The following is a 25273-nucleotide window of genomic DNA, read 5'->3' on the forward strand; positions in this document are numbered from 1 at the left end:
CGGCTACTTCCTCCGCGCGGCGGCCTGATCCCGCAGCGCCTGCTCCACGAACCCCATGATCAGCTTGAGCTGCCGGTTCGTGACGTGGAGCTTCGACCAGATGACCTTCCCGTCGGTGTTGAAGGTGACCTCATCCACCACGTCGATGCGCGTGATCCCCAGGTTGATGGTCCGAATCGCATTCAAGGTCCTCATGAGCTCCTGCGCGTGAGCCAGCGCATCTTCAGCGGATTCGTCGGCCGCCGTGAGGGTCAGGTCGGCGCCCCCGTCCTTGGTCGGCGTGACCGTGAGCCGCATCCACGCGATGCTCTTCGGGAGCGCCTGGACTCCGCGGAAGGCGTTCGCCGGCGTGAGCATGGAGATGACGATGCCCGCCGCCGACGATTTGTTGAAGCCTTTCATGGACTTCAACTTGGACAATTGACCTTCTTCTTCAGCGGGAAGGACCACCAGCAGCCGCCGGTCCGGGACCAGCGCGAAGATGCGCTCGCTGCGGTCGGCGGTGGCCCGGGCGGCGGGGACGGGGGCGTCCTCGATCCACGATCCGTTGGAGCGCCGGACGACGACGTCGACCGCCGCGCGCATGGCCTCCTCGGGCGCCCGGTAGTCCATGACGGCGACGACCTTGCTGGAGTCGCGGAGCTGCGGCCCGGCGATGAGGAGGTGGTCGATGTCCCGGATCGGGTCGACGGCGGTGTCCTGGAAGAAGGACTGCCACTGGGGGATGGTCGTCAGGATCCGGCCGAACCACTCGCCGAGCTCGTGGCTGCGCAGCCGATCGCCGGCGATGAGCACCTGCACGTTCGGGTCCTTCGACGCGAGCTTGCCCGGCGCGCCCGCGACGCTCAGCGGGGTGCGGAGGTTCGGGTGATCGCTGTCGTCGCCCGTGCCCCCGTCCCCGGCCGCGTCCGGGCCCGCGTCGCCCGGCGGCCGGCGGCGCGGCGGCGTGGGCGCGCCCGCGTCCGGCGCCTCGGGCGCGGCGCTGGCCGACGCCGCGGGAGGGGGCGGCGTGGGCGGCGGCGTCGCGGGCGCGGCGGCGCCCTCGCCGCCGGGCGTCGCCTCGGCGCCGGTCGCGGAGGGCGCCGCCGCGACCGCGCTGGGATCGTCCGCGAGCAGATCGAGGTCGATCGGGACGATGGTCTCGCCGGCGTCGTAGTCGGTCAGCTCGCCCCGCAGCGCGAACATCGCCTCGAGCCACGAGAACAGCGGGGTCGGCAAGAGGGGCAGGTGCAGGAGCAGCGCGACGGCCGCCGCGGTCGCCAGCGCGCGCCGCGAGGCGGCGCGGACGAGCGGGACGACCCCGGCGCCCAGGCCCGCACGCCGGGCCGAAGTCGTGTTGTTCGAGCCACGCCCCGGGGTCCGTTCCGCCACGGCGGTACCCTAGCAGCCGCCGTCCGAACGGCATCCGCACCGCGGACGGCGTGCGCGCCGTGCGTGCGCCCTCCGTCGGGGCTGCGTGGCATGTCGTTCGCTCCGGCGACGCTCATGCGACGCCGCCTGCCCCGGCGCCCGCCGCGGCGAAACCCGAGGGACGCGCGCTCCGCAGAGAAGTGGATCGACACGTGAGTGACCAGGTACTAAGACCGCCGAGCCGACCCGACCCTACGGGTCGATCAAACGACCGCGAGGCCCGGGATGGCCGGTCCTCGCCCAACGCTGTGGATGCGATGAACCGCTCTCAGGCGCCCCGCCCCCGCGGGCAGAACGACCCCGCACGATCGCACGGCAGCGGCAACGTCCGCACCGGCGGCGCGCGGAAGCCGCAACCTGCGCCGGACGCCGGCCGCTCCGCGGGCGGCGCCGCGCGCTCCTCGCTCGTCTCCAGCGCGCTCGGGTTCATCGCCGCGGCCGCCTTCGCCGGCACCGCGGCGTGGGCGAGCGGCTGCCAGGGCGAGGCGCCCCCCGGCCCCTCCACCGAGGGCAAATCGCCGCCCGAGCGGACATCGTCGCTCCCCCGCCCGTCGCCCACCTCGTCGGCGCGAGCGATCGCGTCGGCCGACGCCCCCAAGGAGGCGCCGAGCGCCGCGCCCTCGGCCGCCCCGGAGCCGCCCGCGCCCGACAAGCCCTACACGGGTCCGCTGCTCGGCTCGATCGTGCCGCAGGCGGCGGTCTACCCGACGATGGAGTTCTCGAAGCAGCGGCTCGGCTACATCCGGCTCGGCAGCAAGGTGCCGGTCGATCCGAAGCCGATCAAGGGCGGCAGCTGCGCCAAGGGCTGGTACCGCCTCCTCGACGGCGGCTACGTCTGCGGGAGGTCGGCCACGACCGACCTGTCGAACCCGCAGGTGCGCCTCGGCATCACGGCGCCGAACCTCGACGACGTCCTCCCGTACAAGTACGCGTTCAACACGACGCACGGCACGCCGCTCTACCGCTCCGTCCCCTCGAAGGACGAGATGGCGCGCTACGAGCCGTACCTCGAGTCGTCGAAGCGCAAGAAGCGGGAAGAGGAGCGGCAGCGCGCCGAGGAGCTCTACGAGGAGACCGAGAAGGAGGTCGCCGCCGCGGCGGCGGCCGCCGCCGCGCGCCCTTCGGCGAGCCCGCCCGAGGCGACCCCGGTGGCCGCCGTCACCACGGAGGCGTCTGCGGCGGAGGACAAGGCGGCGGCCGTCGCCGCGGCGGCGTCGCTCGGCATCGTGGCCCCGGCGCCGGTCGAGGAGGAGCCCGAGAAGCCCTGGTGGGAGAACGTCGACGACAAGGGCAAGCCGCGCAACGTCACGCTCGCCGATCTCGACAAGGACGCCGACGCGACGGTCGCGAAGCGGATGGTGAAGGGCTTCTTCGTCGCGGTCGACAAGACCTTCGGGTGGAACGGCCGCACCTGGTACAAGACGACCGCGGGGCTCGTCGCGCCGAGCGACCGCATGTACATCATCAAGCCGCCGTCCTCGCAGGGCATCGACTTCCCCGAGGGCGCGAAGTCGGTCGGCTTCATCCTCGCGAAGACGGCGAGCAAGTACCAGTTCGACGCCGAGATGAAGTCCGTCTCCGTGGCCGGCTCCCTCGAGCGCTTCGCCGCGTTCGGCCTCACGGGCGACGTCCACAAGCACAAGTCGGTCGTCTACCGGAAGACCACCGAGGGCTGGTGGATGAAGGGCGCCGACGGGACGTACACCGAGCTCGGCACCCCGCCGCAGGACCTCGCGCCGGGCGAGAAGTGGATCGACGTGAACCTGTCGCGCAAGACGCTGGTCGCCGTCGAGGGCGACAGGCCCGTCTTCGCGGCGCTCGTCTCCCCGGGCAGGCGCTCGAAGGAGAAGAAGAAGGACCACCCGACGCTGACGGGGGTGTTCCGCATCCGCGAGAAGCACATCGCGACCACGATGGACGGCGACGGCACGGTCGCGGGCGACCTGCCGTACAGCATCGAGGACGTGCCGTTCGTCGCGTACTACGACGGGTCGTACGCGCTCCACGGCGCCTTCTGGCACTCCAACTTCGGCCGGGAGATGAGCCACGGCTGCGTGAACCTCTCGCCGCTCGACGCGAAGAAGGTCTTCTTCTGGAGCGAGCCCAGGCTGCCCCGCGGCTGGCACGGGGTCTGGTCCACGCCGGAGAACCGCGGGACGCTCATCTCCATCCACGAGTGAGCGCGACGCGATCGGGCCCGACCCTGGAGACGGTGCGCCGCCGGCCGCTCCCGCGGGCGCCTGGCCGGCGGCCGAACTCGGCGCTGGAAATCCGGGCAGGTCGTGTTCGGAACAGCTTGAACGGTCGCTTTGACAGGGCTCCCTCTTGACTCTGGAGCCCCCTTCGCACACTTGTGGAGCCGCCATGGACCAGTTCTCGGCGCACCTCGATCGCGGGTGGGATCTCGTCCAGCGCGGGGACACGCGCGGAGCAGAGGCGTCGGCCCGGCGGGCGCTCGAGCTCGATCCGAACTCGCCGGAAGCTCACAACCTGCTCGGCTTCGTCGCCGCCCTGGAGGGCGAGGGCGAGGAGGCCATCGAGGCGTATCGCCAGGCGATCGCCCTCGACGACACGTACCTGGAGGCGATGCTCAACGCCGCCGAGGTGTACATCCACCCGCTCGGCGATTTCGATCAGGCGATCGAGATGTGCGACCAGGCGCTCGACCTGGCCGAGGTCGACGAGGAGATCATCGACGCGCTCCTCCTCAAGTTCGACGCGCTGCTCGGCAAGGGCGATCTCGACGAGGCCGCGCAGGTCGCCGCCAGGATCCCCGACGGCCCGTACGACAACCCGAACCACACGTTCCTCGTGGGCCGCGCCTTCTACGAGATCGGCCAGGCCGACAAGGCCGCCGCGCTCATCGAGGAGGCGGCGCTCAAGGACCCGCGGCACGCCGAGGCCCACTACTACCTCGGGCTCATCCGCGACGAGCGGGGCGACGTCCGCGGGGCGACGCAGGCGTTCCTGCGCTCGCGCGAGCTCGACGTCGAGCTCGGCATGCCCCCCTGGGCGCCGAGCCGCGACGGCTTCATGACGCTCGCCCAGAAGACGATCGCCGCGCTCAACCCCGTGCTCCGCCGGTACGTCGAGGGCGCGGAGCTCTACATCTCCGACGTGCCCGGGATGGAGCTCGTGGCCGAGGGGGTCGATCCGCGCGCGCTGGTGCTCCTCGACGGCCTCAACGCCGACGAACGCGAGCGGGGCCTGCGCGGTAGCGCCGAGGTCCACCCGTGCGCGCGGGTCTTCGTCTACGCCCTCAACGTCGCGCGCCTCGCGGGCAGCATCGAGGCGCTCGACCGCGAGATCAACCTCGCGCTCGAGCGCGAGATCACCGCGACGTTCCTCGAAGCCGAGCAGAACGAGCGGACCGAGAAAGAGCTCAACTGACGTCCGCCGTCGCCGCGGTCGTCAGCCGACGCCCGCGCGCGTGATCGGCCGCGGGCGCGCCGAGCCGCTGCCGCTCGGCGCTTCGGAGGCTCGCGCGCGGCAACGGGCGCGCGGCGTCTACTTCCACTTGACGGCGATCACCTCGGTGCTGATGCCGGGCGAGGAGCGGATGACCACGGAGCTCATCAGCCGGTGCACGGCGCCGAGCCCGACGCCGAGGCCCTGGCCGGGCATCCTCGGCGCGAGCCGCGCGGAGCTCGACGAGGACGGGCTGCGATCGCTCTTCGGCCCCACATCCTCCAGGATCGCGAGCTTTGGGTCGATGCCGGGGCCGGAGTCGCGCACGATCACCTCGACGCCCCAGCGGCCGCTGCCCGCCTGCGCGTCCTCGCGGATCGCGCGGATGCTGATGCTGCCGCCGCCGCCGTGGCGCACGGCGTTCGACACGAGCTCGGCGATCGCGATCGCGAGCTCGTGCTGCGCGCGCTCCGAGAGCCCAGCCCAGCGCGCGATCTGCGCGCCCTCGGCCGCGCAGGCGAAGCGATCCTCCTCGCGCGTGACGGGGATGCTGAAGACCGGCGGGCTGCGCTGCGTCACGAAGGGACCCTGTCGCGGAGCATCGCGACCACGCACGTCGCGTCGTCGAACGACTTCTTGTGGACCTCGACGATCCGGCGCGCCATCTCCTCCGGATCGAGGTCGCGGAACGCGCCGAGCTCGAAGCCGCTGGAGATGCCGTCCGAGTGCAAGAGGACGACGTCGCCCGGCGCCACGGGGAAGCGAAAGCTGCGGAGCCGCCGCACGCGCCGCCCGAGGATCCCCGCGGAGCAGAAGATCGGCATCGCCGTGCGCGTGATCGCCTTCATCGCGATGTTGCCGACGCCCGAGAACTCGAGCTCGCCGGCGCCCTCGTCGATGCGCAGGAGCGCCGCGGCCGCCCCGCGCGTCGACGCGAGCTGCTCCCCTGCCCCGATCAAGAGGTCCTCGAGCGGCATCGACGCGTGGTCCTCCACGTAGCGACAGAAGGCGGAGGCCGCCTGCGCTGCGTGGGGACCATGGCCGAGCCCGTCCGCGAGGCCGATCAGCGCCCAGGATGACTGCCGGACCACCACCACCTCGTCGCCGGCGACCTCCTCGCCGGCCGCGACGCAGCACGCGGTCCCGATCGCAATTGTCATCCGAGGTACTTCCTGACCGTCACGGTCGTCCCCGCGCCGGGCGCCGTCTTGACATCGAACGCATCCATGAGCGCCTTCGTGCCGCGGAGCCCCGCGCCCATGCCGTGGCGCGAGCGGTACTTGCCGCTCAGGATCTCCTGCAGGTTCGAGATCCCGGGCCCGTGGTCCTGCGCGATGATCTCGATCGCGCGCATCGGCGAGGTGAGCGAGCGGACGACGATCTGCCCGTTGCCCGCGTACCTCACGATGTTGCGCCCGAGCTCGGAGATCGCCGTGACGATCTTCGTCTGCAGGACGTCGCTGACGAGGTGCTCGATGCAGAGCTCGCGGCCCGCAGACCGCGCGCGCAGCACGTCCTCCTCGTTGCGCACGTCGATGGTGATCTCGCGCGGCGCAGGGGCGGCGTGATCGAGCTCGCCGAGCTCGGTGATGCACCGATCGAGCTGCGCCTGGTCGCGGACGAACAGCTTCACCCCGCGCTTGACCTCGACGAGCAGGCGCCTGAGATCGCCCTCGCGCGCGTAGAGCGGGTCGACCTTCGCCTGCCGAATGCCGCAGTCGATGACGCTCTTCCTCACCGCGGGCGAGAGGAACTGCGCCAGCACCGTCTCGATCTGATCCGTGATCGAGCGGCCGACGATCTGCGGAGACGACGGCACAGGGCCGCGCGCCGATTGCGGCGAGCTCGGCATGCGCGTCGACACCGGTCCACCGGACCGGCTCGACGGCGGCCCCGTGGCGCCGCCGCTGGAGGGCGGTCCGTCACGAGGAGGGATCTTCATGCGTCACCTCGTTCGTGAGCTCGGGCGGCATCAGGTCGTCCTCCGCGGACGGCGCGAGCATCTCGACGGCGCGCTCCAGGTTGAGCGCCGTCACGACGCCAGGGATCTCCAGATCCATCTCGACCAGGGCGATCGCGACCGCGGGGCGCAGGCCGCACACCGCCGTCCGGACGCCCATCAGCCGAGCCGTGAGCGCGATGTCACGGATGGCGCGGGTGAGATAGCTGTCGAGAATCTCGACACCGGAGAGGTCGACGATGAGGCCGCGGGGCGAGCGCGATTCGATCGACCCCGTCACGTCGTCGCGCAGCTGCTCGACCTGCCCGTCGGTTAGCCCGCCCTGCACCGAGACGATTAAATTCCCGAAGAGGCCCACGATGGGGACCCTACCCGCTTGCATCAAGTGGACGTCTCCTTCCTCGCGCTGAGCTGCAGCTGTGACGTGGTCATGGGACCGCTGCCCGACGGATCGAACGCGGCCCCTTGGCCGCCGGGGGTGAAAGGCTGTCCTGCCTGCTTCTCGTCGCCCTTGGCCGCGGCGCGGCGGCCGCCCATGAGGGACGAGAGCGTCGGCTTCTGGCCGGCGAGCGCCAGGCTCTCGCGCAGCGCGTGCTTGAGGTTGCGCGCGGCGCGCACGGAGCCGAGGTTGATGCCGAGCTCCACCATCGTCTGCGCGACCGCGGGCCTGACCCCGGTGATGCGGCACCGCGCGCCGAGCAGCTCGACCGCCTTCATCAGCTTCATGAAATGGTCGGCCGTCCGCGTGTCGATCACCTCGACGCCCGTCACGTCGATGATGACGTAGCGCGACTGGCGGCGGACGATCTCGTCGAGCAGCCGCTCCATGATCTGCGCGCTCCTCCGCGAGTCGACGACGCCGATGATCGGCAGCGCGAGGACGTCGTCCCAGAGCTCGAGGATGGGCGTCGAGATCTCGTCGATGGCGTAGCGGAGCCGCTCGACGAGCTCGCTCTTGGCGCTCTCGCTCTCGACCAGGTCGCGGTTCTTCGCCTCGAGATCCTCGATGAGGCGCTTCTTCTCGGTCGCGTCGCGGAAGACGGCGACGGCGCCGGAGATCGAGCCGTCCTTGCCCCGCATCGGGCTCGCGCTGACCGTCAGGAACAGCCCCGCCGACGGGTCGGGATCGAGGCGCGCGTCGGCGAACGTCGGCGGCAAGCGGACCGAGCGCGGCTCGCCGTCGTCCGCCTGCGGCCCCGAAGCCGGGGCGAGCGTCGCCATGGCGCTGCCCGGCGCGCCCTGCGGCAGGCGCGCGAGCCGCGCGTCCTGCTCCGCGGGCTTCCTCACGAAGAGCTCGACCTGATCGACCGTCTCGCCGCGCAGGGCGCGCACGAGCGGGTGCTCGGACGTGGGCCAGGGCGTCGCCTGGTCGGGGAAGAACAGCGTGGCCTCGCCGGGCTCCGGCTCGCCGTTCGAGGCGACGTCGAGGGACCCGCGGCCGAGCATGTGCTCCGCGGCCGGGTTGCGCATCAGGAGCTCGCCCTCGTGATCCACGACGGCGACGCCGTCGGCCATGCTGTCGAGCACGAGCTTGAAGATGCCCGCTTGCCGCCGCAGCTCGTCCTCCGAGCGGGCCAGCTGCTCGCCGCGCTCGCGCGCCTCGTCCCTCGCCTGGTCGAGCTGCGCGGCCTGCTCCTTCGCCGCGCGCTCGCGCTCCTCGATCTGCTGCTCGAGCGTCGCGATGCGCTCCGTGAGCCTCGCTATCTCTTGCCGCAGAGCTTCTTCGCTCATCGCGAGTTCTCCGTCGTGAGCCCGCGCCCGCCGTGCAGCGCGTCCCTCCGGTGCGCGGCGCGGCGAGCCGCGTCGCAGGCTCGCCCGACGTCTGCGCGCCGGGAGGAGGAGACGCGCAGGCCGGACGAGGGGGCCGCGGAGGGCGCCTGGCGCTCCGTCGTCCTGTCCGTCCTTTGCACGCTCGTGACGCTCATGTCTTCTCCTCGCAGGGTGCCCTCTCCCGAACGGGGACCGTGTCCAGCACCAGTCGAGAAACACAGCTTATCGCCAACCGGGCAACCCACCGTCAAGCTTCGCGTCGGCGGTGCGTGTCGCTTGTGGCGACGGCATCCGCAGTCGCCCAGACGAGGTAGCCCGTGCCCGTACAACCTCGCTGTGCCCTGCGTCACGACGGACGGCGCCTGCCGCGCCGCAGCGCAGCCGAGCCCGGCCGGCGACGACCGGCGGCTCCCCTGCTCGGAGGTGCGGATGAAGGGCCCGAGCACACGTGAGGTTCCTCGCGTGGGGCGCTCTGCGGCGGTGCGCGCGGGAGCGGGCGGGCGGGCGCCTCAGTCGCCGAGGCTCTGGCGCTCGCGCGCGCGCCGCCGCTTGGTCTTGCGCTTCGAGTCGGCCGGGCGCTGAGGGTCGGGCCCGCTCTCGCCCGCGGTCGGCGCGCCGGCGTCGAGCCAGCGCCACAGCGCCATCTGGTCGGCCGTCGCCCCGTGGCGGATGGCGCGCTTCAAGATCTTCTTCGCGAGCACCAGCTTGCCGCACCGGGCGAGCGCGTGGGCGTAGCTCGCGGCGATGTCGGCCTCGCCCGTCTGCGCCTCGGTGGCTTGCGCCAGGAGCGGCAAGGCGTCGTGGGGACGGTTCAGGGCGACGTCGTACAGGTGGCCCAGGTTGTGGGCGTACCACGGGTTGTCGGGCGCGATGGCCAGGGCGCGCTCGTAGGCGCGCGCGGCGTAGCGGTAGTTGCCGAGCAGCGACTGCGCGAGGCCGAGCACCGCCCACGCGCCGTCGTCCTCCCCGTGGAACTGCAGCACGCGGCGCGCGAAGAGCGCGGCGCGCCACGGGTCGTGCTCGACGCCCATCTCCGCGAGGTGGCGGTGCGCATAGAGCCACGGCTCGCTGCCGGGCGCCGTCGCGCGGGCCAGACGCGCGAGCAGCGGGAGAACCCTGTCCGCGTCGAGCTTGTCAGCAAGCGCTCGATCGATGTCCCGTCGAAGCCGGTCGATATCCTCCGCTCCACTGCGCGCCATCCCTTCCGTGATACGACCAGTGGGCGAGCTTGGCTAGCGCGTTGCGCGCCGGGCAGTGCCGCCTGGACGGCGTCGCACGCGAGCGCTCACCGACGTACGCCGGCGGGCGGTGTCTGGCACGCGCGGCGGCATCGCGAAACGCCAGCGCGGAGCCCGGTCCGCCGCCTCGACTCGGCGGACCGGCGCGCCCCGCGCTCAGGCGTCTTCCGTCACCTCTTCGGCGCTTGACGTGCGCTCGCGAGCCTGCTCCGCGCGCGCCTCCTTGCCCGCGATCGTCGCGCCGTTCAGCGCCGCCACGACCCGCGCGAGCTCGGCCTTCGGGACGCTGACGAACGCGTTGCGCTCGCGCACGCGGATGCGCCGGATGTCGCCCTTGGCCATCCCCGCCCGCTCGATGAGCGCGCGCTGGAAATCTGCCGCGCGCGCGCCGTCGCGGCGGCCGAGGTTGATGAAGACCTCGACGAACTCGCTGTCCGCCTCGTCGCGCGAGGGCTCGGCGCGCGGCGGCTCGCCGGGCTCGCCGCTCTCGATCTCGACCGCGGGCTCGCCGACGAGCGCGGGCGAAGCGCCGCTCGCGCGCTCGCGATCGCCGCCGCGCGACGCGGGCGAGCCGGGCGGCGGGGACGGCGGCTCGCCGAGGATCGGCTCGTCGTCGCCCTCCTCCTCCGGCGGCTGCCACATGGTGAAATCGGCGTGGCGGGAGAACGGCTGGCCCTGCGCGCCGCCGCGGCCGGGCGCGGCGGCGACGCCGGCCGCGGCGGGGCCGCGGCGCGCCGACAGCAGCGTCGCGGTGCCGGGCCGCTCGCGCAGGCGCTCCGCCGGGCCGCGGCCGGGCGCGCCCTCGCCGCGCGGCGGCTCGATCCGCATCAGCGGCTCCGGCCGCGTGAGCGGCTCGACCGAGACGGGCCCCTCGTCGCGCGCCCTCGCCACCTCCGGCCGGCGCGGCTCGCTCCGCGCGTCGTCCCCGGCCGGCGCGTCCGCGCCGCGGGGCCCGCGCCGCCCCTCGTCCCGCCGCAGCCGCAGCGACCTGCGATCGCGATCCCGCCCGCGGTCCCGATCGCCCTCGCGCGCGCCCTCGCGCTCGCTGCTGCGCTCCGTCTCCGGCGAGCGCGGATCGACCGAGTCGGCCGCGCGCGGGATCGCGCCCTGCGCCGCGCGCCCCTCGCCCCGCGCGCTCGCGCCGCGCGCCGCGGGCTCGGGCCGGGTCGAGGGCTCGGCGCCCTCGCGCGCCGCCGCGCGCGGCTGCTGGGCGCGCCGCGCGGCGCTCGCCTCCTCCTGCGCCGTCGGCCGCGCGCCGAGGTGATCGCGCAGGAGGCCCGCCACGATCGCCTCGGCCTGGTCGTGCGTGAGCAGCCGGCGCGCGAGCGAGAGGTCGTCCGGGTGCGTGCCCTTCGGCAGGAACGCCTCGGCGAGCAGCGCGACGAGGTCGGCCTCGGCGCGCGTCTTGAGCTCGCCCTCCGTGGGGAGCTGCTTCTCGAGCGGCCGGATCTTGTACGTCAGCCGGAGGATGTAGAGCGGCCCGACGTCCTGCGGCGTGATCAGCGCGATCGCCGTGCCGGTGCGCCCCGCGCGGCCGGTGCGGCCGGTGCGGTGCACGTACGCCTCGGCGTCCTGCGGGAAGTCGTAGTTGATGACGTGCGTGAGGTGCGAGATGTCGATGCCGCGGGCCGCCACGTCGGTGGCGACGAGGAAGCGCAGGCGCCCCTCGCGCGTCGCGCTCATCACCTTCTCCCGATCGGACTGCGGCAGATCGCCGTTCAGCCAGTCGGCGTCGTAGCCCTGGCGCTTCAGCGCCGCGGCGACCGTCTCCGTCTCGTCCTTGGTGTTGCAGAAGACGACCGCGTTCTCCGGGTTCTCGACCTCGAGGATCCGGATCAGCGACGTCAGCTTGTCGCCCGTGACGAGGTAGACGTAGTGCTGGATCTGGAGCGCGCCGACCGCGTCGCCGGAGAGGGTGATGAACTCGGGCGAGCGCAGCTTGCTGCGCGCGATGCGCTCGATGTCGGGCGGGAGCGTCGCCGAGAACAGCAGCGTCTGCCGCTCCGGCGGCAGCTCGGCGAGGATCGCGGTGAGCTCGCGCTCGAAGCCCATCGAGAGCATCTCGTCGCACTCGTCGAGCACCAGCAGCCGGATGTGCTTGGCGACGATCGTCCCGCGGCGCAGGTGGTCGAGCACGCGGCCCGGCGTGCCGACGATGACCTGCGCGCCGGCGGCGAGCGCGTCGATCTGCCGCTGCATCGGCGCGCCGCCGTACACGGCGACCACCTTGACGCCCTTGCGCTTGCCGAGGCGCTCGACCTCGGCGGAGACCTGGAGCGCGAGCTCTCGCGTCGGGCAGAGCGCGAGCACCTGCGCCTGCGCGAGCGAGCGCTTCACGGCGTGGTCGACGATCGGGAGCCCGAAGGCCGCCGTCTTGCCGGTGCCGGTGCGCGCCTGCACGACCGCGTCGCGCCCGCGCGTGACCGGCTCCCAGACGGCGAGCTGCACCGGCGTCGGGTGGACGTAGCCAATCTCCGCGAGCGTCTCGCGCAGCTCGGACGACAGGGGCAGCACATCGAAGGTGGGCGGCGGCTGGGGCTTTTCGCCGGTCTGCGCTTCACCCGCCACTGCGGCAGGGGGAGAAGGAACGGTCATATCGGTCATATCGTCCTGCGTGATCGCCGCGTCGGGGTATTATCTCGGGGACACGGGCCCAAGCTGGCCATCGACGATCGCCCGGACCCGGCGCCGTAGCGGAGCCAGATCGCCTGCCTCGCGCCGCGCTGCGTGCTCCTCCGCATAGCGGAGCCGCTCGATGGCGTCGAGAGCGCGCTCGTTCTCGGCGGAGCCCCGGCACGAGGCGGCGACTCCGTCCCGGTAGCCCCACGCCGGAGCGAGCGTGCTCCGGAACCGGGCGAGGGCGGCGTCCTCCCCGTCGGTCCCCGGGGCGGCCTCCCTGGCGCGCTCGACGGCCCGGACGAGCGCCAGGAGGCCCTCCTCGCAGCTCCCGTAGGGCGACGGCGCGGCCGGCAGGAAGAAGACCTGCCGGATCACCTGGAGGGTGCACGAGACGATGATGAGCGCGGCGAAGCTGTAGTAGGCGACCAGGGCGACGCGCCGGCCGCGGGCGCGAGGCCCGCCGGGGCGCCGCCGCCCGCCGGGCGATCGCGCCTCGGTCCCAGGCACGGCCGGGGCGGGAGCGATGGGCGCGGGAGCTTGGGCGGGCATGAGAGCAGCGGTTCCTTGGGCGGGATGGGGTGCGCGGGCGCTCGCGCGGCGGCGGGCGGCCGCTCCTCGTCTCAATTCGTCGTGGTTCGCTGGCCGGGGAGCCTCGTCGCCGGGCCCGGCCACCGCTGGTCGGGCTCCGCTTCCGCGGTCCCTTCCGTGCGGGCCAGTGCTATCACCTCGACGCGGGCGCGACGAGATGCTGTTGGACCGGAGGGGCAGCGCGAGGTGACCGAGACGACCGCGCCGCGCCGCGCCGCCCGCCGCCCCGCCGCGGCGCTCGCCGCGCTGGCCCTCGCCCTCGGCCCGCCGCGGGCCGCGCCGGCCCAGCCGCTCCAGGACAACGCGTACACCATCGACCTCTTCCAGGGGCCGATCCTGGCGCCGCTGCGCGTGACCGGGATCGCCGGCGCGTACGCAGCCTACGCCGAGGGGATCGCCGGCATGGTGGCCAACGCCGCCGCGCCCGCGGTCCGGGAGCCCTTCAGCGTGAAATGGCTCGAGTGGGACGTCGCCGCGTCGATCTCGCTGCCCATCGAGCTCTTCGGGGACAACGACTTCGACAACAACGACTTCGACAACAGCGGCGACATCGACCTCGACTACTCGAACTTCGTGTACCTGACCCTCGGCGCCCAGCTCCAGGCGGGCGATTTCGGCCTCGGGGTCAACGCCGAGCTGCAGCGGTACTCGCTCGTGGACGACGGCGGCGCCGAGACCACGGTCGTGACCGGCAAGTACCACTTCCTCGGCGGAGCCCGCCTGCTCGGCGACGCGGTCGTGCTGGGCGCCGGCGCCCGCGCCGTGACGCTCGGCCTCGGCGCGGAGCAGACCAACCTCACGATCGCGGGTATCTCCCCGGAGCTCGGGGTGCTCGTCCGCCCCGACTGGGCGTCCTACCGGATCGGCGCGACGTTCCGCTTCCCCGTGAACGGGGGCCGGCTGCTCGGCGAGGGGGTGGTCACGGACGGGAACGTCCGCCGCGCCGGCGGGCTGATCCTGCCGAACGAGGTCGTCCTCCCCTGGGAGCTCGAGCTCGGGCTCGCCGTCCAGGTGGGGCCGCGCCCGCTCAACCCGGCGTGGATCGACCCGCGCGAGCAGGAGCGGGAGCTCCGGCAGGCGATCGCGCGCAGGCGGGCCGAGCGGGAGGCGCGGCGGGAGCGCGAGCTCGCCGAGATCGCCGACCCCGAGGAGCGCGCCCGGCGGGCGCGGATCTTCGCGCTGGAGAGCGCGCGCGAGCGCGAGGCCGACGAGCGCGCGCTCGCCGCCGGGCCGGACCTGCTCGAGAAGGAGCGGCGCGCCCGCTACTGGAACTGGCCGCGCGAGCACCTGCTCATCACCGCGGAGCTCCTCGTCACGGGCGCGGTGTCGAACGGGGTGAGCCTCGAGAGTTTTCTGGCGCAGAACCTGCCGGAGAGGGCCGGCGACGACTCGGCGGTGGGCTCGTCGGGCGCGCGCGTGAGCTTCTCGCCGCGGTTCGGGATCGAGACGGAGCCGATCCCGGGCCGCGTGCACACGCGGTTCGGGAGCTACTACGAGCCGAACCGCTACGGCGGCGTGGGGCGGCAGCACTTCACCTTCGGCGCGGACATCCGCGTGCTGACGACGACCTTCTGGGGGCTGATCTCCGAGGCCGCCTACACGCTGCAGGCTTCCATGGACGTCGCGCCTCGTTACGAGAGCGTGAGCGCCGGCATCGGCGTGTGGCACTGAGCGCCGCGGCTCACGCCGACAGGGCGCGGCGGCGGTGCTCGGCGAGGAGCACGCGGAGGTGGCTCATCCGGGCGGGGTCGCGCCTGCCGAACTCGTCGAGCGCCGCGGCGACCGCGACCGGCGCGCCGCCGCGCGGCTCCTTGCGGAGCGCCCGCGCCGCCAGCGCGAGCGCGCGCGGGCGCAGCACCTCGTCGATGCAGAGCCGCACGGGGGGCGGCCGCCACACGGCGTCGCGGTAGCCCCCGGGCGGCGGGGGCTCCGCGGCCGACGCGAGGCCGTCCGCCTTGGCCTGCATGGCCGAGAGGATCTCGCGCTCGATCGCGCTGCCCTCCTCGCGATCGCCGGCGCGCTCGATCGTGAAGATCGCGTGGGCCGCGCCGCGCCGCGCGGCGCCGAGCCAGTCCTTGCGCCAGCGCACCGCCGTGGCCCGGCTGATGATCGCCTCGCCGCGCGCGACGAGGCCCGTGAAGGCGCTGAGCATCAGCACCTCGAACGGCGAGAACGCCTCGTGGCCCTGCGCTCCGACGAGGCGCGAGAGGTTCGCGGCCACGACCGGGAGCCCCGCGTCGATCGCGTCCGAGGAGCAGAAGAGCGTCGAGCCCGCGCTCGTGGGGCGGAACTCCGTCAGGCTCACGCCCTCGCCGGCGCCGTACCACCCGAAGAGCGTGCTCACGGTGCCCCAGCGCGCGCCGTCGGCGGAGCAGTACGACCACGTGGTGCCCCAGAGCTCGAAGAGCGAGCGCACGATCCACCGCGCGAGCCTCACGCCGAGCCACAGGATCGCGACGAACAGCGCCGCCGAGGCGAGGGAGCTGTCCGCGGACTCGGCGAGGCCGGTCAGGAGCAGCGCGTAGAGCGCCGAGTAAGCGAGCAAGAGGCCGCTCGTGATGGCGCTCAGGAACAGCTCGATCCTCGGCGACGCGCCGCGCTTCTCGCAACGTCGCCACACGGCGCGATGTGGGGGCTCGCCGCAGCGGGCGCAGGGGTCGGCGGCGCCGCATCGCCGTCGCTTTCCGCAGCCGAGGCAGATGTCGTTCGGGGGCAACCGGCTTGGCATCGGTGATCCAGAATAGTGGCGCATCCGCGCTCCGCCGCCATCACTTGGGCCGCCACGCGGCCCCCGCCCACGGTTTCGCACACACGCGCAGGCCGAGACCGCGCGGCCGTCCGCTTCGGGCTTGTCGTCGCGCGCCGGACAGCGCATCGAGTCGCGCATGCCCCGTCGCCGGCTCCGCATGGTCGCTGTCCTCACCCTCGCCTCCCTCGCCCTGCATCAAGGCGTCGCCCTCGCGCAGCCGGCGCCTCCGCCGGCGCGGCCGGGCCAGCTGCCTCAGGGTCGGCCGGGCCAGCAGGCGCCCGCGGGCGCCGCCGCGCCCCCCCCGGCCGCGGCGCCGGCGCCGGCGGGGGCGCCCGCGGTGACGCCGCAGCGCATCGAGGTGAACGACCCCGCGCTCGCGCCCGTCCCACCGGCGGCGCGCACGCTCGCGAGCTGGAACGAGGCGCGCGCGATCATCGAGCAGCGGTCGGTGGATCTCGTCGTCGCCGTGCAGGAGGTCGCCCGCGCCGAGGGGAGCGCGCGGCGGGCGCTCGCCCAGGCGCTGCCGAACCTCGACGCGAGCGGCGAGCTGAGCCGCCTCCTGGCGCCCGGGGGCGCGGACGCGCCGACGCGGGCGGGGGCGTCGATCACGCTCCGGCAGCCCATCCTCGCGCCGCGCGCCTGGTACGGCATCGGCACCGCCGACCTCGCGGTCGAGGTCGCCAAGCTGAGCCTCGAGGACCGGCGCCGCTTCACGCTCGTCGCGGTCGCCGACGCCGTCGTGTCCATCGTCACGACCGAGCGGCTCAGCGAGGTCAACCGCGTCGGGCTGCGCAGCGCGCTCGAGCTGCTCGAGCTCACGCGGCGGCGGGAGCGCCTCGGCACCGGCACCAAGCTCGACGTCGTCCGCGCGGAGCAGGACGTCGCGCTCGCCCGCGCGACGCTCGTGTCCGGCGACGAGTCGCTGCGCAGGGCGCGCGAGGCGCTCGGGGCCGCGCTCGGCCTGAAGGGCGAGGTCGGCGTGCCGCAGGAGTTCTCGCTGAACGGGATCGCGGCGGAGCTCGGGTCCCAGTGCACCCAGACGCGGACGGATCAGCGCGCCGACGTCCGCGCGGCGCGCGCCGAGCTGGAGCTCGCCGAGCGCGGCCTCACCGACGCGAAGCTCGCGTTCGCTCCGTATGCCGAGGTGTCGAGCACGCTGGGGACCGAGACCTACTTCGGCGGCACCACCAGCGGCGTCGGCGGCGTCGGCGGCGGCGTTGGGGACGCCGGCGGCGCCGCGCGGCCCGGCTGGTCGTGGTCGATCCGCGCGGTGCTCACCGTCCCCATCTGGGACGGCGGGGCGCGCTACGGCGATCTCCGGATCAACCGGGCGGCCGTGGAGCAGCAGCGGGCCCGCCTCGGCGCGGCGGAGCGCTCGGCCGAGCTCGAGTCGACGCAGGCGGTCCGGAGCGTCGAGGTCGCCGAGCAGGCGCGCGCGGTCGCCGAGCAGTCGCGCGACCTCGCGCGCGAGACCGCGCGCCTCACGCAGGTCGCGTACGAGGCCGGCACCGTGACGAGCTTCGATCTCGTCGAGTCCGGCCGCAGGCAGCGCCAGGCCGAGATCGACCTCGCGGTGCGGGAGTTCGAGGTGGTGAAGGCGAAGATCTCGGCGCTGCTCGCGTCCGCCTCGTGCAAGTGACGTGGAGCGAGTAGGCTACGCGCCCCATGGAGCGGCTCGAGAGCTACGTCGAAGGTCAGTGGATCGCCGGTCAGGGGGCGCCGTACCCGCTCGTCAACCCCGCGACCGAGGAGCCGCTCGCCGAGACGAGCACGGACGGGCTCGACCTCGCGGCCGCGGTGGCGTTCGCCCGGACGGTGGGCGGGCCCTCCCTGCGCGCGCTGACGTTCGCGGAGCGCGGCGAGCTGCTCCGCGCCATGTCGCGCGCCGCGCACGCGCACCGCGACGCGCTCATCGACATCGCCATCCAGAACGGCGGCAACACCCGCGGCGACGCCAAGTTCGACATCGACGGCGCGATCGGGACGCTCGCCTACTACGCCGACCTCGGCGCCCAGCTCGGCGACGCGCGGCTGCTCGCGGACGGCGAGGGCGCGCAGCTCGGGCGCTCGCCGCGGTTCTTCGGGCAGCACATCCTCGTGCCGCGCCCCGGCGTCGCGGTGCACATCAACGCCTTCAACTTCCCCGCGTGGGGGCTCGCGGAGAAGGCCGCCTGCGCCCTCCTCGCCGGCATGCCCGTCATCACGAAGCCCGCGACGAGCACGGCCCTCGTCGCGTTCCGGCTGATGAAGATCTTCACCGAGCGCGCCCCGCTGCCGCGCGGCGCCCTCTCCTTCATCGCGGGCCCGCCGGGCGACCTCCTCGCGCACCTCGGCGGCGAGGACGTCCTCGCGTTCACCGGCTCGAGCGCCACCGGCGCGGCGCTCCGGCTCCTGCCGGGCCTCGCGCGGGAGAGCGTCCGCGTGAACGTGGAGGCCGACAGCCTGAACGGCGCGGTCCTCGGCCCCGACGTCGAGCCCGGCTCCGAGACCTACGCGATGTTCCTCCGCGACGTCGTGCGCGACATGACCCAGAAGGCCGGCCAGAAGTGCACGGCGATCCGGCGCATCTTCGCGCCCGCCTCCGTCATCGCCACGGTGCGCGCCGACCTCGTCGACCGCCTCCGCGACGCGCGCGTCGGCGACCCCGCGCAGGACGGGGTCACCGTGGGTCCGCTCACCACGGCCGATCAGCTCCGCGGCGTGCGCGCCGGCATCGAGCGGCTCGCGGCGGGGGCGGAGGTGGCGCTCGGCGGCGACGGGCCGTTCGAGAAGATCGGCGTGCCCGAGGGAAAGGGGTACTTCGTGCCGCCGACGCTGCTCGTCGCGAGCGGCCCGGACGGCGCGCCCGCCGCGCACGAGCACGAGGTCTTCGGCCCGGTGGCGACGCTCTTCCCCTACGACGGCGGCGCGGCGCACGCCGTCGCCCTCCTGCGCCGGGGCCGCGGGAGCCTCGTCTGCTCGATCTACAGCGACGACCGCGGCTTCGCGGCGGAGGTGCTGCTCGGCGTCGCGCCGTACCACGGCCGCGTCCTGCTCGGCAGCGAGCGGATCGCCGACCAGGCGCCGGGCCCCGGCACCGTCCTCCCGCAGACGATCCACGGCGGCCCGGGGCGCGCCGGCGGCGGCGAGGAGCTCGGCGGCCTGCGCGGGCTCCACCTCTACTCGCAGCGCACCGCGGTGCAGGGGTCGCGGCCTATCCTCGAGGCGATCCTCGGGACGAAGGGCGAGCCCCGGCCCGCGCCCGCGCCCGCGAAGCCGTAAGCGCGCAACTGCCGGGGTAGCCCTTCTAGAAGGACGCAGAGGACCCTATGGTGAAGTCTCGCTCATGAGCGCGGGCCCGGAACTCATCGGCCGAACGATCGCGGGGCGCTTCCTCGTCACCGGGTTCATCGGCGAGGGCGCGATGGCGGCGGTCTACCGCGGCGTCCAGGACGCGGAGCCGCGCGACGTCGCCATCAAGATCATGCACCCGCAGCTCCTCGGCGACGAGACCTTCGTGACCCGCTTCTACCGCGAGGCGAAGGCCGCGTCGCGCCTCCACCACCCGAACACGGTGCAGATCCTCGACTCCGGGGTCGAAGGGCACCTGCCGTACATCGTGATGGAGCTCGTCTCGGGGCAGGACCTCTTCGAGCTCCTGCTCGCCGAGCGCCGCCTCTCGGAGGCCCGCGCCGCGCGGATCCTGATCGGCATCGCCGACGCCCTCGACGCCGCGCACGCGCGGGGCATCGTGCACCGCGACCTCAAGCCCGAGAACGTGATGATCCTGCGGGATCCGTCGGACCCGTCGGTCGAGCGCGTGAAGGTGCTCGACTTCGGGATCGCGAAGATGGTCGAGGGCGGCACCCGCGCCGGCGACGACGGGCCGAACAGCGCGCCGATCAGCGTCTGGGGCTCGGTCACCACGGTCGGCGTGGTCGTCGGCACGCCGGCGTACATGTCCCCGGAGCAGTGCCGGGGCGACGTCATCGACGGGCGCAGCGACGTGTACGCGTGCGGGGTCCTGCTGTTCCTGCTCGTCACGGGCCGCCTCCCCTTCCCGCCCACGGCGGTCGTGTGGGAGGTGGCCATGGATCACATCCGCAAGCGGCCGCCCCCGCCGAGCCTGTTCCTGCCGCAGATCCACCCCGCGCTGGAGGCGATCATCCTCACGGCGCTCGCGAAGATGCCGGGCCAGCGCCAGCAGAGCGCGCGCGAGCTGCGCGAGGAGCTCGAGCGGCTCCTGCCCCACCTGTCCGACGCGCTGCTCCCGGCCGCCACGGCGAGCGCGCTCGAGGACGCGCCGACCGTGGAGTCGGCGGTGCCGGTGTCGATCCGGAGCACGATGACGGCCGCGCCGCCGCTGCGCGACGTCGACCCGCCGCCGCCGGCGCAGCGGGGCGAGATGCTGGCGAAGGCGATGTTCCGCGAGGGCGCGCTCACGGAGGGGCCGGCGTCGAGCGCGATCTCGTCGCGCGCCGCGGCGCTGCCGGCCGCCGGCGCCCTGCGGCACGACCCGCTCGCCGGGCCGACGTCCGAGGATTTCTCGCGCACGCTCCCGCAGGCGCGGCTCAGCAGCCCGTCGAGCGATCCGCCGTCGAGCGACCTCGTGATCCACGATCGCAAGGACTTCGCGCCGCTCTTCTCCGCCGCGGGCGCCCGCGCGCCGTCCCCCCGGCACGAGGCGCCGCGAGGCGCCGGGCCGGCCGGCGCCGCGGCGCTGCCGCGGCATCCGGCGCGGCCCGCGGCCGAGCAGGTCATCGAGATCACGCCGCCCCCGGTCCATCGGGATCGCCGGCCGCCCCAGCGCCCGACCGATCTGTGGATGGTCCGGCTCGTGGTGCCGCTGGCGCTCGTGATCGGGCTGGCGCTCGGGGTGCTCGCGTTCTTCCTGAGCCGCTGACGCGGCGCGGACCGCGTCGCCGACGCAGCGCAACCGAGCCGCTGGCGCTGCGTGCCCGCCGACGCACCGCCACCGCGAGCCCGGCCGCGCTCAGGCGACGGCCGGCGGCGCCTCGGGCGCCTCGAACGCCGCCCGGAGCGCCTGCGCGCGCAGCTCGATCGCCGCCGAGGCCGCCGGCGGCACGGGCGCCTCCGCCTCGGCCGACAGCGCCATGGCGAAGGCGTCGATCGCGGCCTCGACCACGCCCTCGATCGAGCGCGCCGCGAGCTCGTCGGGGGCGTCGTGCACCGCCACCATGCCCATCAGGACCGCGCGCACGTGGGCCGCCGCCCGCGGCGACGGCGCGGCGGCGCCCGCTTCCTCGGCGCCGCTCGCGGCGCGCGCCCCCGGCTCCGCGCCCGCGCGGGCCGCCCGCGCGATCTCCGCCGACAGCGGCCAGCTCAGCCGCGTGACGAGCCGCTCCTGCACGTAGGCGCGGACGCCGGCGTCCGCGCGCTTGCGCTCCTCGGGCAGCGCCGCGATCGGCCGCAGGTCGGCCGCGAGCTCCCGTCGCGCGGGCTCGAGCGCCTTGTCGATCGCCGCGGCGATCGTGCGCCGCTCGCGGCGCAGGTACGCCGCGCTCGCGCGGAGCCGGTCGGCCTCGGCGCGCGCCCTCCGCCCGGCCTCGCGGTCCTCCGCCGCGCGCGCCGCGGCCGCCTGCGCGAGCTCGGCCGCGATGCGGCCCGCCTTGCGCCGGAGCGCGCGCTCGCGGAGCGCGTCGCTCGCGTCGACGATCTGCTCGGCGAAGAGCGCCTCGACCTCGGCCCACCCCGAGGCCGCGAGCGCCGCCTCGTCGCCGAGCCGCCCCTTCAGCGAGAGCCGCGCCGAGAAGGCGATCGGCGGCGTGAGCGAGGTGATGGCGCTCGCCGCGAGGCTGTCGCGCACGTGCGCGAGCACCGTCTCCAGCGCGTCGGGCTTGAGCCGGTCGGCCTTGTTCGCGAGGATCTGCACGGGCACGCCGAGCGCGCTGATCTCGGAGAGCACCCGCCGCTCCGACTCCTTCATCGCCTGGGGCGCGTCGAGCAGCCAGATGGCGACGTGGGCCTCGTCGAACGCGCGCCGCGCCTCCGCGATGTGGTCCGGGTCCGGCGCGTTGAAGCCGGGCGTGTCGAGGATCTCGACGCGCTTGAGCCGCTCGATCGGCGCGTAGATGAAGACCCGCGCGACCTTCGCCCCGGCCGCGGCGAGCGCGCGCAGCGTGTCCTTGAGCGCCGCGTGCGGCACGACGCGGTCCTGGCCGCCGCGCACGACGATGCGCGCGAACGGATCGGGCGCCCAGGCCACCCAGTGGAGCGTCGCGGTCGTCGGCAGGACGCCGGTCGGCGCCACGTCCTCGCCGAGCAGCGCGTTCAGGAACGTGCTCTTGCCCGCGTTGAACTCGCCGACCACGGCGGCGCGCAGCGGGCGCTCCCGCTCCACCGCGAGGGCCTCGGTCGCCGCGAGCAGGTCGAGCCGGTCGAGGAGCTTGGCCGTGCGCGCGAGCTCGCGCAGCGCGTCGCCCCACGCGGCCGCCCGCGGCGCGGCGGGGATCCACGCGCGCGCGATCGCGCGGCGCATGTCGTCGGCCCACGCCGCGCCCTCGCCGGTCACCGCGTCGAGCGCGTCGAGCGCCTCGCTCCCCTGCCCCTCGGACGCCATCCTGGCGGCGTCGCGCAGCCGGGCGAGGTCGGGCGCGAGCGGCGGCGCCGCGTCGCCGCGCGGGTCCGCGCCCGCCGCCCGGGCCGCGAGCGCGTCGAGCGCGCCGAGGTCGCGGGTCTCGACGGCCATGCGGAGCAGCGCCGCCGCGGCCGCGCGATCGCCGGCGGAGAGCCCGCGCGCGAGCGCCTGCCGCGCGTCGTCGCGCCGCCCCTCGGCGAAGGCGAACGCGGCGGCCCAGGTCGGCTCGTCGAGCGCGCCCGCGGCGCGGACCACGCGGCGCACGCGGTCGACGACGAGCACGTCGCGGGAGGCGGCGACGAGCGACGCGCAGAGCTCCGCCGCGCCGGGGACGTCGAGCACGAGCGCCCGCAGCCCGAGGTCGAGCGCCCGCCCCACGTCGGCCGGCGGCAGCGCCGCGGCCGAGGCGCCCGCCGCGGCGCCCGCCTCGGCGAGCGCGAGCCGGGCGAGCACGAGGGCGGCGCGCCCCTCGATGGCGGTGGGCTCGCCCAGGATCGCCGCGGCGGCGCGCGCGCCGTCGAGGTCGCCGTGGGCGAGCGCGCACTCGGCGCGGCGGAGGGCGACGTCGCGGTCGGGCGCGGTCGAGAGCGGCGCCGGGATGCGGTCGAGCCAGCGCTGCGCGCGGGCCGGGTCGCCGGCGGCGAGGTCGAGGTCGCAGAGGTCGAGGAGCGCGAGCCGCGCCGCGTCGCGCTCCTCGGGCGCCGCGGTGGCGCGCTCGAGCGCGTCGCGCGCGCCGTCCCAGCCGACGCGCTGCCCCGCGCGCCCGAGGCGGAGCCACACGTCGGCGCGCCAGGGCACGCGCTTCGCGAGGTCGGCGAGCGCGGTGACGACCTCCTGATCGAGCCACGCGTCCTCCGCGGCGTCGGCCCAGAGCGCGAGCCCGACGGCCGAGTCGGGCAGGACGGAGAGGATGGTGCGGGCGTGCTCGCGGGCCTCGAGGGGCATGCCCTTCCCGAGCGCGGCCTCGGCGGCGCTGCGCTCGTTCTCGAGACCGAGCGCGAGGATCTCGACCCGCCCGAAGAATCGATTCAGCGCCTCGACGAGCCTCGCCATGGGCGGGATGAAAGCCTTGCGGGAGGGCGGTCGTCCAAGAAAAAACGAAGGCGGGGGGCGGCCGGCGATCGGCGAGGGATCAAGCCGGAGGAGGGGTACCCGGTGTGCCGGAGGGAGCGAGGTGCGCTCTGGACAACCCCGCAGCGGAGCTGCTCGGGTGACGGCGGCGCTGCGCGTTGGCCCCGGCCGGGCGCTCTGCGTCCGATGCACGGCGACGACGGGCGGGCGAGCCGCGACAAAAGGTACGCCGACCCCACACGCCTGGGGTACTACGAAGGTGCCGCGGATCGCACCGCGGAGCTCGGTAGCGACCGTCATGCCAAGCAACCGGATCACTGAGATTCACGTGAAGGGGCTGCGCTCCCTCGCCGATGTGCGGCTCCGGCTTGACGGGCTCACGGTCCTCATCGGCGACAACGGCAGCGGCAAGAGCAGCCTGATCGAGGCATGCGAGCTGCTGCAGCGTGCGGCTAGCGAGAGCTTCGCCGAGGACATGATCAGGATTCACGGCGGCGTCGGGAGCTTGCTCCGCGCCGGCGCCGAGCACCTGGAGCTCGGCCTGGTCATCGCGCTGGAAGGCGGCTTCCATGAAAGGTTCGAGTACTCCTTCGCGCTCGACAGGAGCGGCGTCATCCTGCGCGAGCTCCTCGATTGGGTCCGCGGTGAGCTCGATGACGGCGACGCCGTCATGGAACAACGTGTCGGCATCATCTCGCGAGAGGGAGGGCTCTACAGGAGTAGCTCGTTCAGGTTTCTGATAGATGAGAAGGACGTTCCACCCGTAGAAAGGACCATCGATCCGAAGCGGCTGGCGCTCTCTTCGTTCGGGGAGTTCCCACCGCATTGGCTCATCCGTGAGGCGCTGGCCGCGCTCCGCGCCATCGACGTCCACCTGCCGTTCGACACCACGGCGCGCTGGGTGCAGCGCTCGCGTGGCCAACCCTCACCCCTGCGCGGCGCAGCGACGATCGAGCCGGCGGAGGCGCTCTCGCGCTTCGGAGCCAACCTCCCGAACGCGTGGAGCGCTCTCAAGAACGATTTCTCCGAGGCGCACTGGCGGGAGACGATGGACTACGTCCGTCTGGGCCTGGGACGCGATGTCGAGTCCGTCAACGTGCGCGCCGATCCGGGCGGCGGCTCGATCGCCCTGCGGCTCAAGTACGCCGGCCTCGACGAGCAGATCCCCTCGTTCGCGATCTCTGACGGCACGCTCGCGTACCTCGCGTTCGTGGCCCTCTACCGGCTCAACACCAAGAAGAGCCTCATCGCCTTCGACGAGCCCGAGACCCACCTCCACCCCGAGCTGCTCCAGCGCGTGCTCGGGTTCCTCGAGGCCATGGCGAAGGAGCGGCCCGTGCTGCTCGCGACGCACTCCGATCGGCTGCTCGACGGCCTGTCCGACCCTGCCCGCTCGGTCGTCCTCTGCGAGCTCGACGAGCGCCGCGCGACGACGCTCGTCCGTCCCGACCCGGACGCCCTTCGGGACTGGCTCACGGAGTACCGTGGGCTCGGCGACGTGCGGGGAGCCGGCCACGCCGCCTCCGTCCTGACGCGGCGGGAGGGCAGAGGCTTCACGTGTTCCTGCTGAAGGAGAACACGGAGACGGTCATCGAGGCCGCCGAGCATTGCGACAAAGACCTCACGCGATCGCTCGTGACGCGGGCGCTCCAGAAGGACGTCAACGCCCGGGACGCGATCTTCAACAGGATCTCGTGGCAATCGGACCGCGGCGTGCGCGACTGCATCCGACAGCGCGTGGAGGCGATCCTCGAGATCGTGAAGGCGCTCGCCACGCTCGTGCGCGCAGGCGACGGCAGCGTCTGAGCGCGGGCCGGAGCTGTCGAAGGAACAGCAAGGGCACGCGGGGCGCGTGCGCGCGCTGCATGCCGCGCCGCCCGCGA

Annotated in this window: 20 protein-coding genes; 8 read left to right on the forward strand and 12 right to left on the reverse strand. The window is 74.3% G+C overall.

The annotated features are described in order from the left end of the window. Nucleotides 1-3: 3 nt before the first annotated feature. Entirely contained in the window at nt 4-1371 is a 1368-nt protein-coding gene (locus NQZ70_RS22520; protein WP_165374110.1) for a hypothetical protein, read from the reverse strand. A gap of 296 nt (nt 1372-1667) precedes the next feature. Between NQZ70_RS22520 and NQZ70_RS22525 the strand changes: the two genes are divergently transcribed. Continuing rightward, nucleotides 1668-3590, forward strand: coding sequence for a L,D-transpeptidase (locus NQZ70_RS22525; RefSeq protein WP_129576030.1), 1923 nt, complete (start codon nt 1668-1670; stop codon nt 3588-3590). Between the two features lie 184 nt (nt 3591-3774). Beyond that, nucleotides 3775-4800, forward strand: coding sequence for a lipopolysaccharide assembly protein LapB (locus NQZ70_RS22530; protein ID WP_129576031.1), 1026 nt, complete (start codon nt 3775-3777; stop codon nt 4798-4800). 117 nt (nt 4801-4917) lie between these two features. Here the strand turns inward: NQZ70_RS22530 and NQZ70_RS22535 are convergent, their stop codons facing one another. The 9 genes from NQZ70_RS22535 to NQZ70_RS22575 all read right to left on the reverse strand — a co-directional run bounded on the left by NQZ70_RS22535 (nt 4918) and on the right by NQZ70_RS22575 (nt 12954). Further along, the gene (locus NQZ70_RS22535; protein WP_129576032.1) at nt 4918-5397 is read right to left on the reverse strand and encodes an ATP-binding protein; all 480 of its coding nucleotides are present in this window, start codon (nt 5395-5397) and stop codon (nt 4918-4920) included. After that, nucleotides 5394-5978 (reverse strand): SpoIIE family protein phosphatase, encoded by a 585-nt coding sequence (locus tag NQZ70_RS22540; protein ID WP_129576033.1) that lies wholly within the window; start codon nt 5976-5978, stop codon nt 5394-5396. The genes NQZ70_RS22535 and NQZ70_RS22540 overlap by 4 nt, the downstream gene beginning before the upstream one ends. Next, on the reverse strand, nt 5975-6760 hold the full coding sequence (locus NQZ70_RS22545; protein ID WP_049949574.1) for an anti-sigma regulatory factor: 786 nt from the start codon (nt 6758-6760) through the stop codon (nt 5975-5977). The genes NQZ70_RS22540 and NQZ70_RS22545 overlap by 4 nt, the downstream gene beginning before the upstream one ends. After that, on the reverse strand, nt 6741-7136 hold the full coding sequence (locus NQZ70_RS22550; RefSeq protein ID WP_020736301.1) for an STAS domain-containing protein: 396 nt from the start codon (nt 7134-7136) through the stop codon (nt 6741-6743). The genes NQZ70_RS22545 and NQZ70_RS22550 overlap by 20 nt, the downstream gene beginning before the upstream one ends. Nucleotides 7137-7159: 23 nt before the next feature. Next, nucleotides 7160-8509: an STAS domain-containing protein gene (locus NQZ70_RS22555; protein WP_129576034.1), complete on the reverse strand. Its 1350-nt coding sequence runs from the start codon at nt 8507-8509 to the stop codon at nt 7160-7162. Continuing rightward, nucleotides 8506-8703, reverse strand: coding sequence for a hypothetical protein (locus NQZ70_RS22560; RefSeq protein ID WP_129576035.1), 198 nt, complete (start codon nt 8701-8703; stop codon nt 8506-8508). Before NQZ70_RS22560 ends, NQZ70_RS22555 begins: the two co-directional genes overlap by 4 nt. Before the next feature lie 354 nt (nt 8704-9057). Continuing rightward, nucleotides 9058-9747 (reverse strand): tetratricopeptide repeat protein, encoded by a 690-nt coding sequence (locus NQZ70_RS22565; protein WP_129576036.1) that lies wholly within the window; start codon nt 9745-9747, stop codon nt 9058-9060. Between the two features lie 195 nt (nt 9748-9942). After that, nucleotides 9943-12381 (reverse strand): DEAD/DEAH box helicase, encoded by a 2439-nt coding sequence (locus NQZ70_RS22570; protein WP_237245525.1) that lies wholly within the window; start codon nt 12379-12381, stop codon nt 9943-9945. Nucleotides 12382-12420: 39 nt separating this feature from the next. Beyond that, entirely contained in the window at nt 12421-12954 is a 534-nt protein-coding gene (locus tag NQZ70_RS22575) for a hypothetical protein (RefSeq protein ID WP_020736304.1), read from the reverse strand. A 225-nt stretch (nt 12955-13179) separates the two neighbouring features. Between NQZ70_RS22575 and NQZ70_RS22580 the strand changes: the two genes are divergently transcribed. Further along, on the forward strand, nt 13180-14664 hold the full coding sequence (locus NQZ70_RS22580; RefSeq protein ID WP_129576038.1) for a hypothetical protein: 1485 nt from the start codon (nt 13180-13182) through the stop codon (nt 14662-14664). Between the two features lie 10 nt (nt 14665-14674). On the opposite strand, the gene NQZ70_RS22585 is transcribed toward NQZ70_RS22580, so the two are convergent. Continuing rightward, the gene (locus NQZ70_RS22585; RefSeq protein WP_237245526.1) at nt 14675-15613 is read right to left on the reverse strand and encodes a hypothetical protein; all 939 of its coding nucleotides are present in this window, start codon (nt 15611-15613) and stop codon (nt 14675-14677) included. Between the two features lie 265 nt (nt 15614-15878). On the opposite strand from NQZ70_RS22585, the gene NQZ70_RS22590 reads away from it, so the two are divergent. The 3 genes from NQZ70_RS22590 (at nt 15879) to NQZ70_RS22600 (ending at nt 20624) form a co-directional block, all read left to right on the forward strand. Next, a complete protein-coding gene (locus NQZ70_RS22590; RefSeq protein WP_272829002.1) occupies nt 15879-17381 on the forward strand; it encodes a TolC family protein in 1503 nt (500 codons plus the stop codon). Nucleotides 17382-17407: 26 nt separating this feature from the next. Continuing rightward, a complete protein-coding gene (locus tag NQZ70_RS22595) occupies nt 17408-19003 on the forward strand; it encodes a 3,4-dehydroadipyl-CoA semialdehyde dehydrogenase (protein ID WP_129576039.1) in 1596 nt (531 codons plus the stop codon). 64 nt (nt 19004-19067) lie between these two features. Beyond that, complete coding sequence (locus NQZ70_RS22600; RefSeq protein WP_129576040.1) at nt 19068-20624, forward strand: protein kinase domain-containing protein; 1557 nt, start codon at nt 19068-19070, stop codon at nt 20622-20624. 90 nt (nt 20625-20714) lie between these two features. Here NQZ70_RS22600 and NQZ70_RS22605 read toward each other — a convergent pair whose 3' ends face one another. Continuing rightward, the gene (locus NQZ70_RS22605; protein WP_237245528.1) at nt 20715-23372 is read right to left on the reverse strand and encodes a dynamin family protein; all 2658 of its coding nucleotides are present in this window, start codon (nt 23370-23372) and stop codon (nt 20715-20717) included. 316 nt (nt 23373-23688) lie between these two features. Here NQZ70_RS22605 and NQZ70_RS22610 point away from each other — a divergent pair, with 316 nt between their 5' ends. Continuing rightward, nucleotides 23689-24960: an AAA family ATPase gene (locus NQZ70_RS22610; RefSeq protein WP_165374111.1), complete on the forward strand. Its 1272-nt coding sequence runs from the start codon at nt 23689-23691 to the stop codon at nt 24958-24960. Next, entirely contained in the window at nt 24948-25196 is a 249-nt protein-coding gene (locus NQZ70_RS22615) for a hypothetical protein (protein ID WP_129576042.1), read from the forward strand. The genes NQZ70_RS22610 and NQZ70_RS22615 overlap by 13 nt, the downstream gene beginning before the upstream one ends. Nucleotides 25197-25273 lie beyond the last annotated feature (77 nt).

This window comes from Sorangium sp. So ce836 (genome assembly GCF_028553905.1).
In the GTDB taxonomy this organism is placed as follows: Bacteria; Myxococcota_A; Polyangia; order Polyangiales; family Polyangiaceae; genus Sorangium; species Sorangium cellulosum_D.

What these genes read in the sequence shown, in the direction of transcription:
- NQZ70_RS22560 (WP_129576035.1), bottom strand. Translation starts at nt 8,703, where the DNA reads ATGAGCGTCACGAGCGTGCAAAGGACGGACAGGACGACGGAGCGCCAG.
- NQZ70_RS22570 (WP_237245525.1), bottom strand. Translation starts at nt 12,381, where the DNA reads ATGACCGTTCCTTCTCCCCCTGCCGCAGTGGCGGGTGAAGCGCAGACC.
- NQZ70_RS22545 (WP_049949574.1), bottom strand. Translation starts at nt 6,760, where the DNA reads ATGAAGATCCCTCCTCGTGACGGACCGCCCTCCAGCGGCGGCGCCACG.
- NQZ70_RS22575 (WP_020736304.1), bottom strand. Translation starts at nt 12,954, where the DNA reads ATGCCCGCCCAAGCTCCCGCGCCCATCGCTCCCGCCCCGGCCGTGCCT.
- NQZ70_RS22540 (WP_129576033.1), bottom strand. Translation starts at nt 5,978, where the DNA reads ATGACAATTGCGATCGGGACCGCGTGCTGCGTCGCGGCCGGCGAGGAG.
- NQZ70_RS22600 (WP_129576040.1), top strand. Translation starts at nt 19,068, where the DNA reads ATGAGCGCGGGCCCGGAACTCATCGGCCGAACGATCGCGGGGCGCTTC.
- NQZ70_RS22525 (WP_129576030.1), top strand. Translation starts at nt 1,668, where the DNA reads ATGAACCGCTCTCAGGCGCCCCGCCCCCGCGGGCAGAACGACCCCGCA.
- NQZ70_RS22595 (WP_129576039.1), top strand. Translation starts at nt 17,408, where the DNA reads ATGGAGCGGCTCGAGAGCTACGTCGAAGGTCAGTGGATCGCCGGTCAG.
- NQZ70_RS22610 (WP_165374111.1), top strand. Translation starts at nt 23,689, where the DNA reads ATGCCAAGCAACCGGATCACTGAGATTCACGTGAAGGGGCTGCGCTCC.
- NQZ70_RS22555 (WP_129576034.1), bottom strand. Translation starts at nt 8,509, where the DNA reads ATGAGCGAAGAAGCTCTGCGGCAAGAGATAGCGAGGCTCACGGAGCGC.
- NQZ70_RS22565 (WP_129576036.1), bottom strand. Translation starts at nt 9,747, where the DNA reads ATGGCGCGCAGTGGAGCGGAGGATATCGACCGGCTTCGACGGGACATC.
- NQZ70_RS22605 (WP_237245528.1), bottom strand. Translation starts at nt 23,372, where the DNA reads ATGGCGAGGCTCGTCGAGGCGCTGAATCGATTCTTCGGGCGGGTCGAG.
- NQZ70_RS22590 (WP_272829002.1), top strand. Translation starts at nt 15,879, where the DNA reads ATGCCCCGTCGCCGGCTCCGCATGGTCGCTGTCCTCACCCTCGCCTCC.
- NQZ70_RS22530 (WP_129576031.1), top strand. Translation starts at nt 3,775, where the DNA reads ATGGACCAGTTCTCGGCGCACCTCGATCGCGGGTGGGATCTCGTCCAG.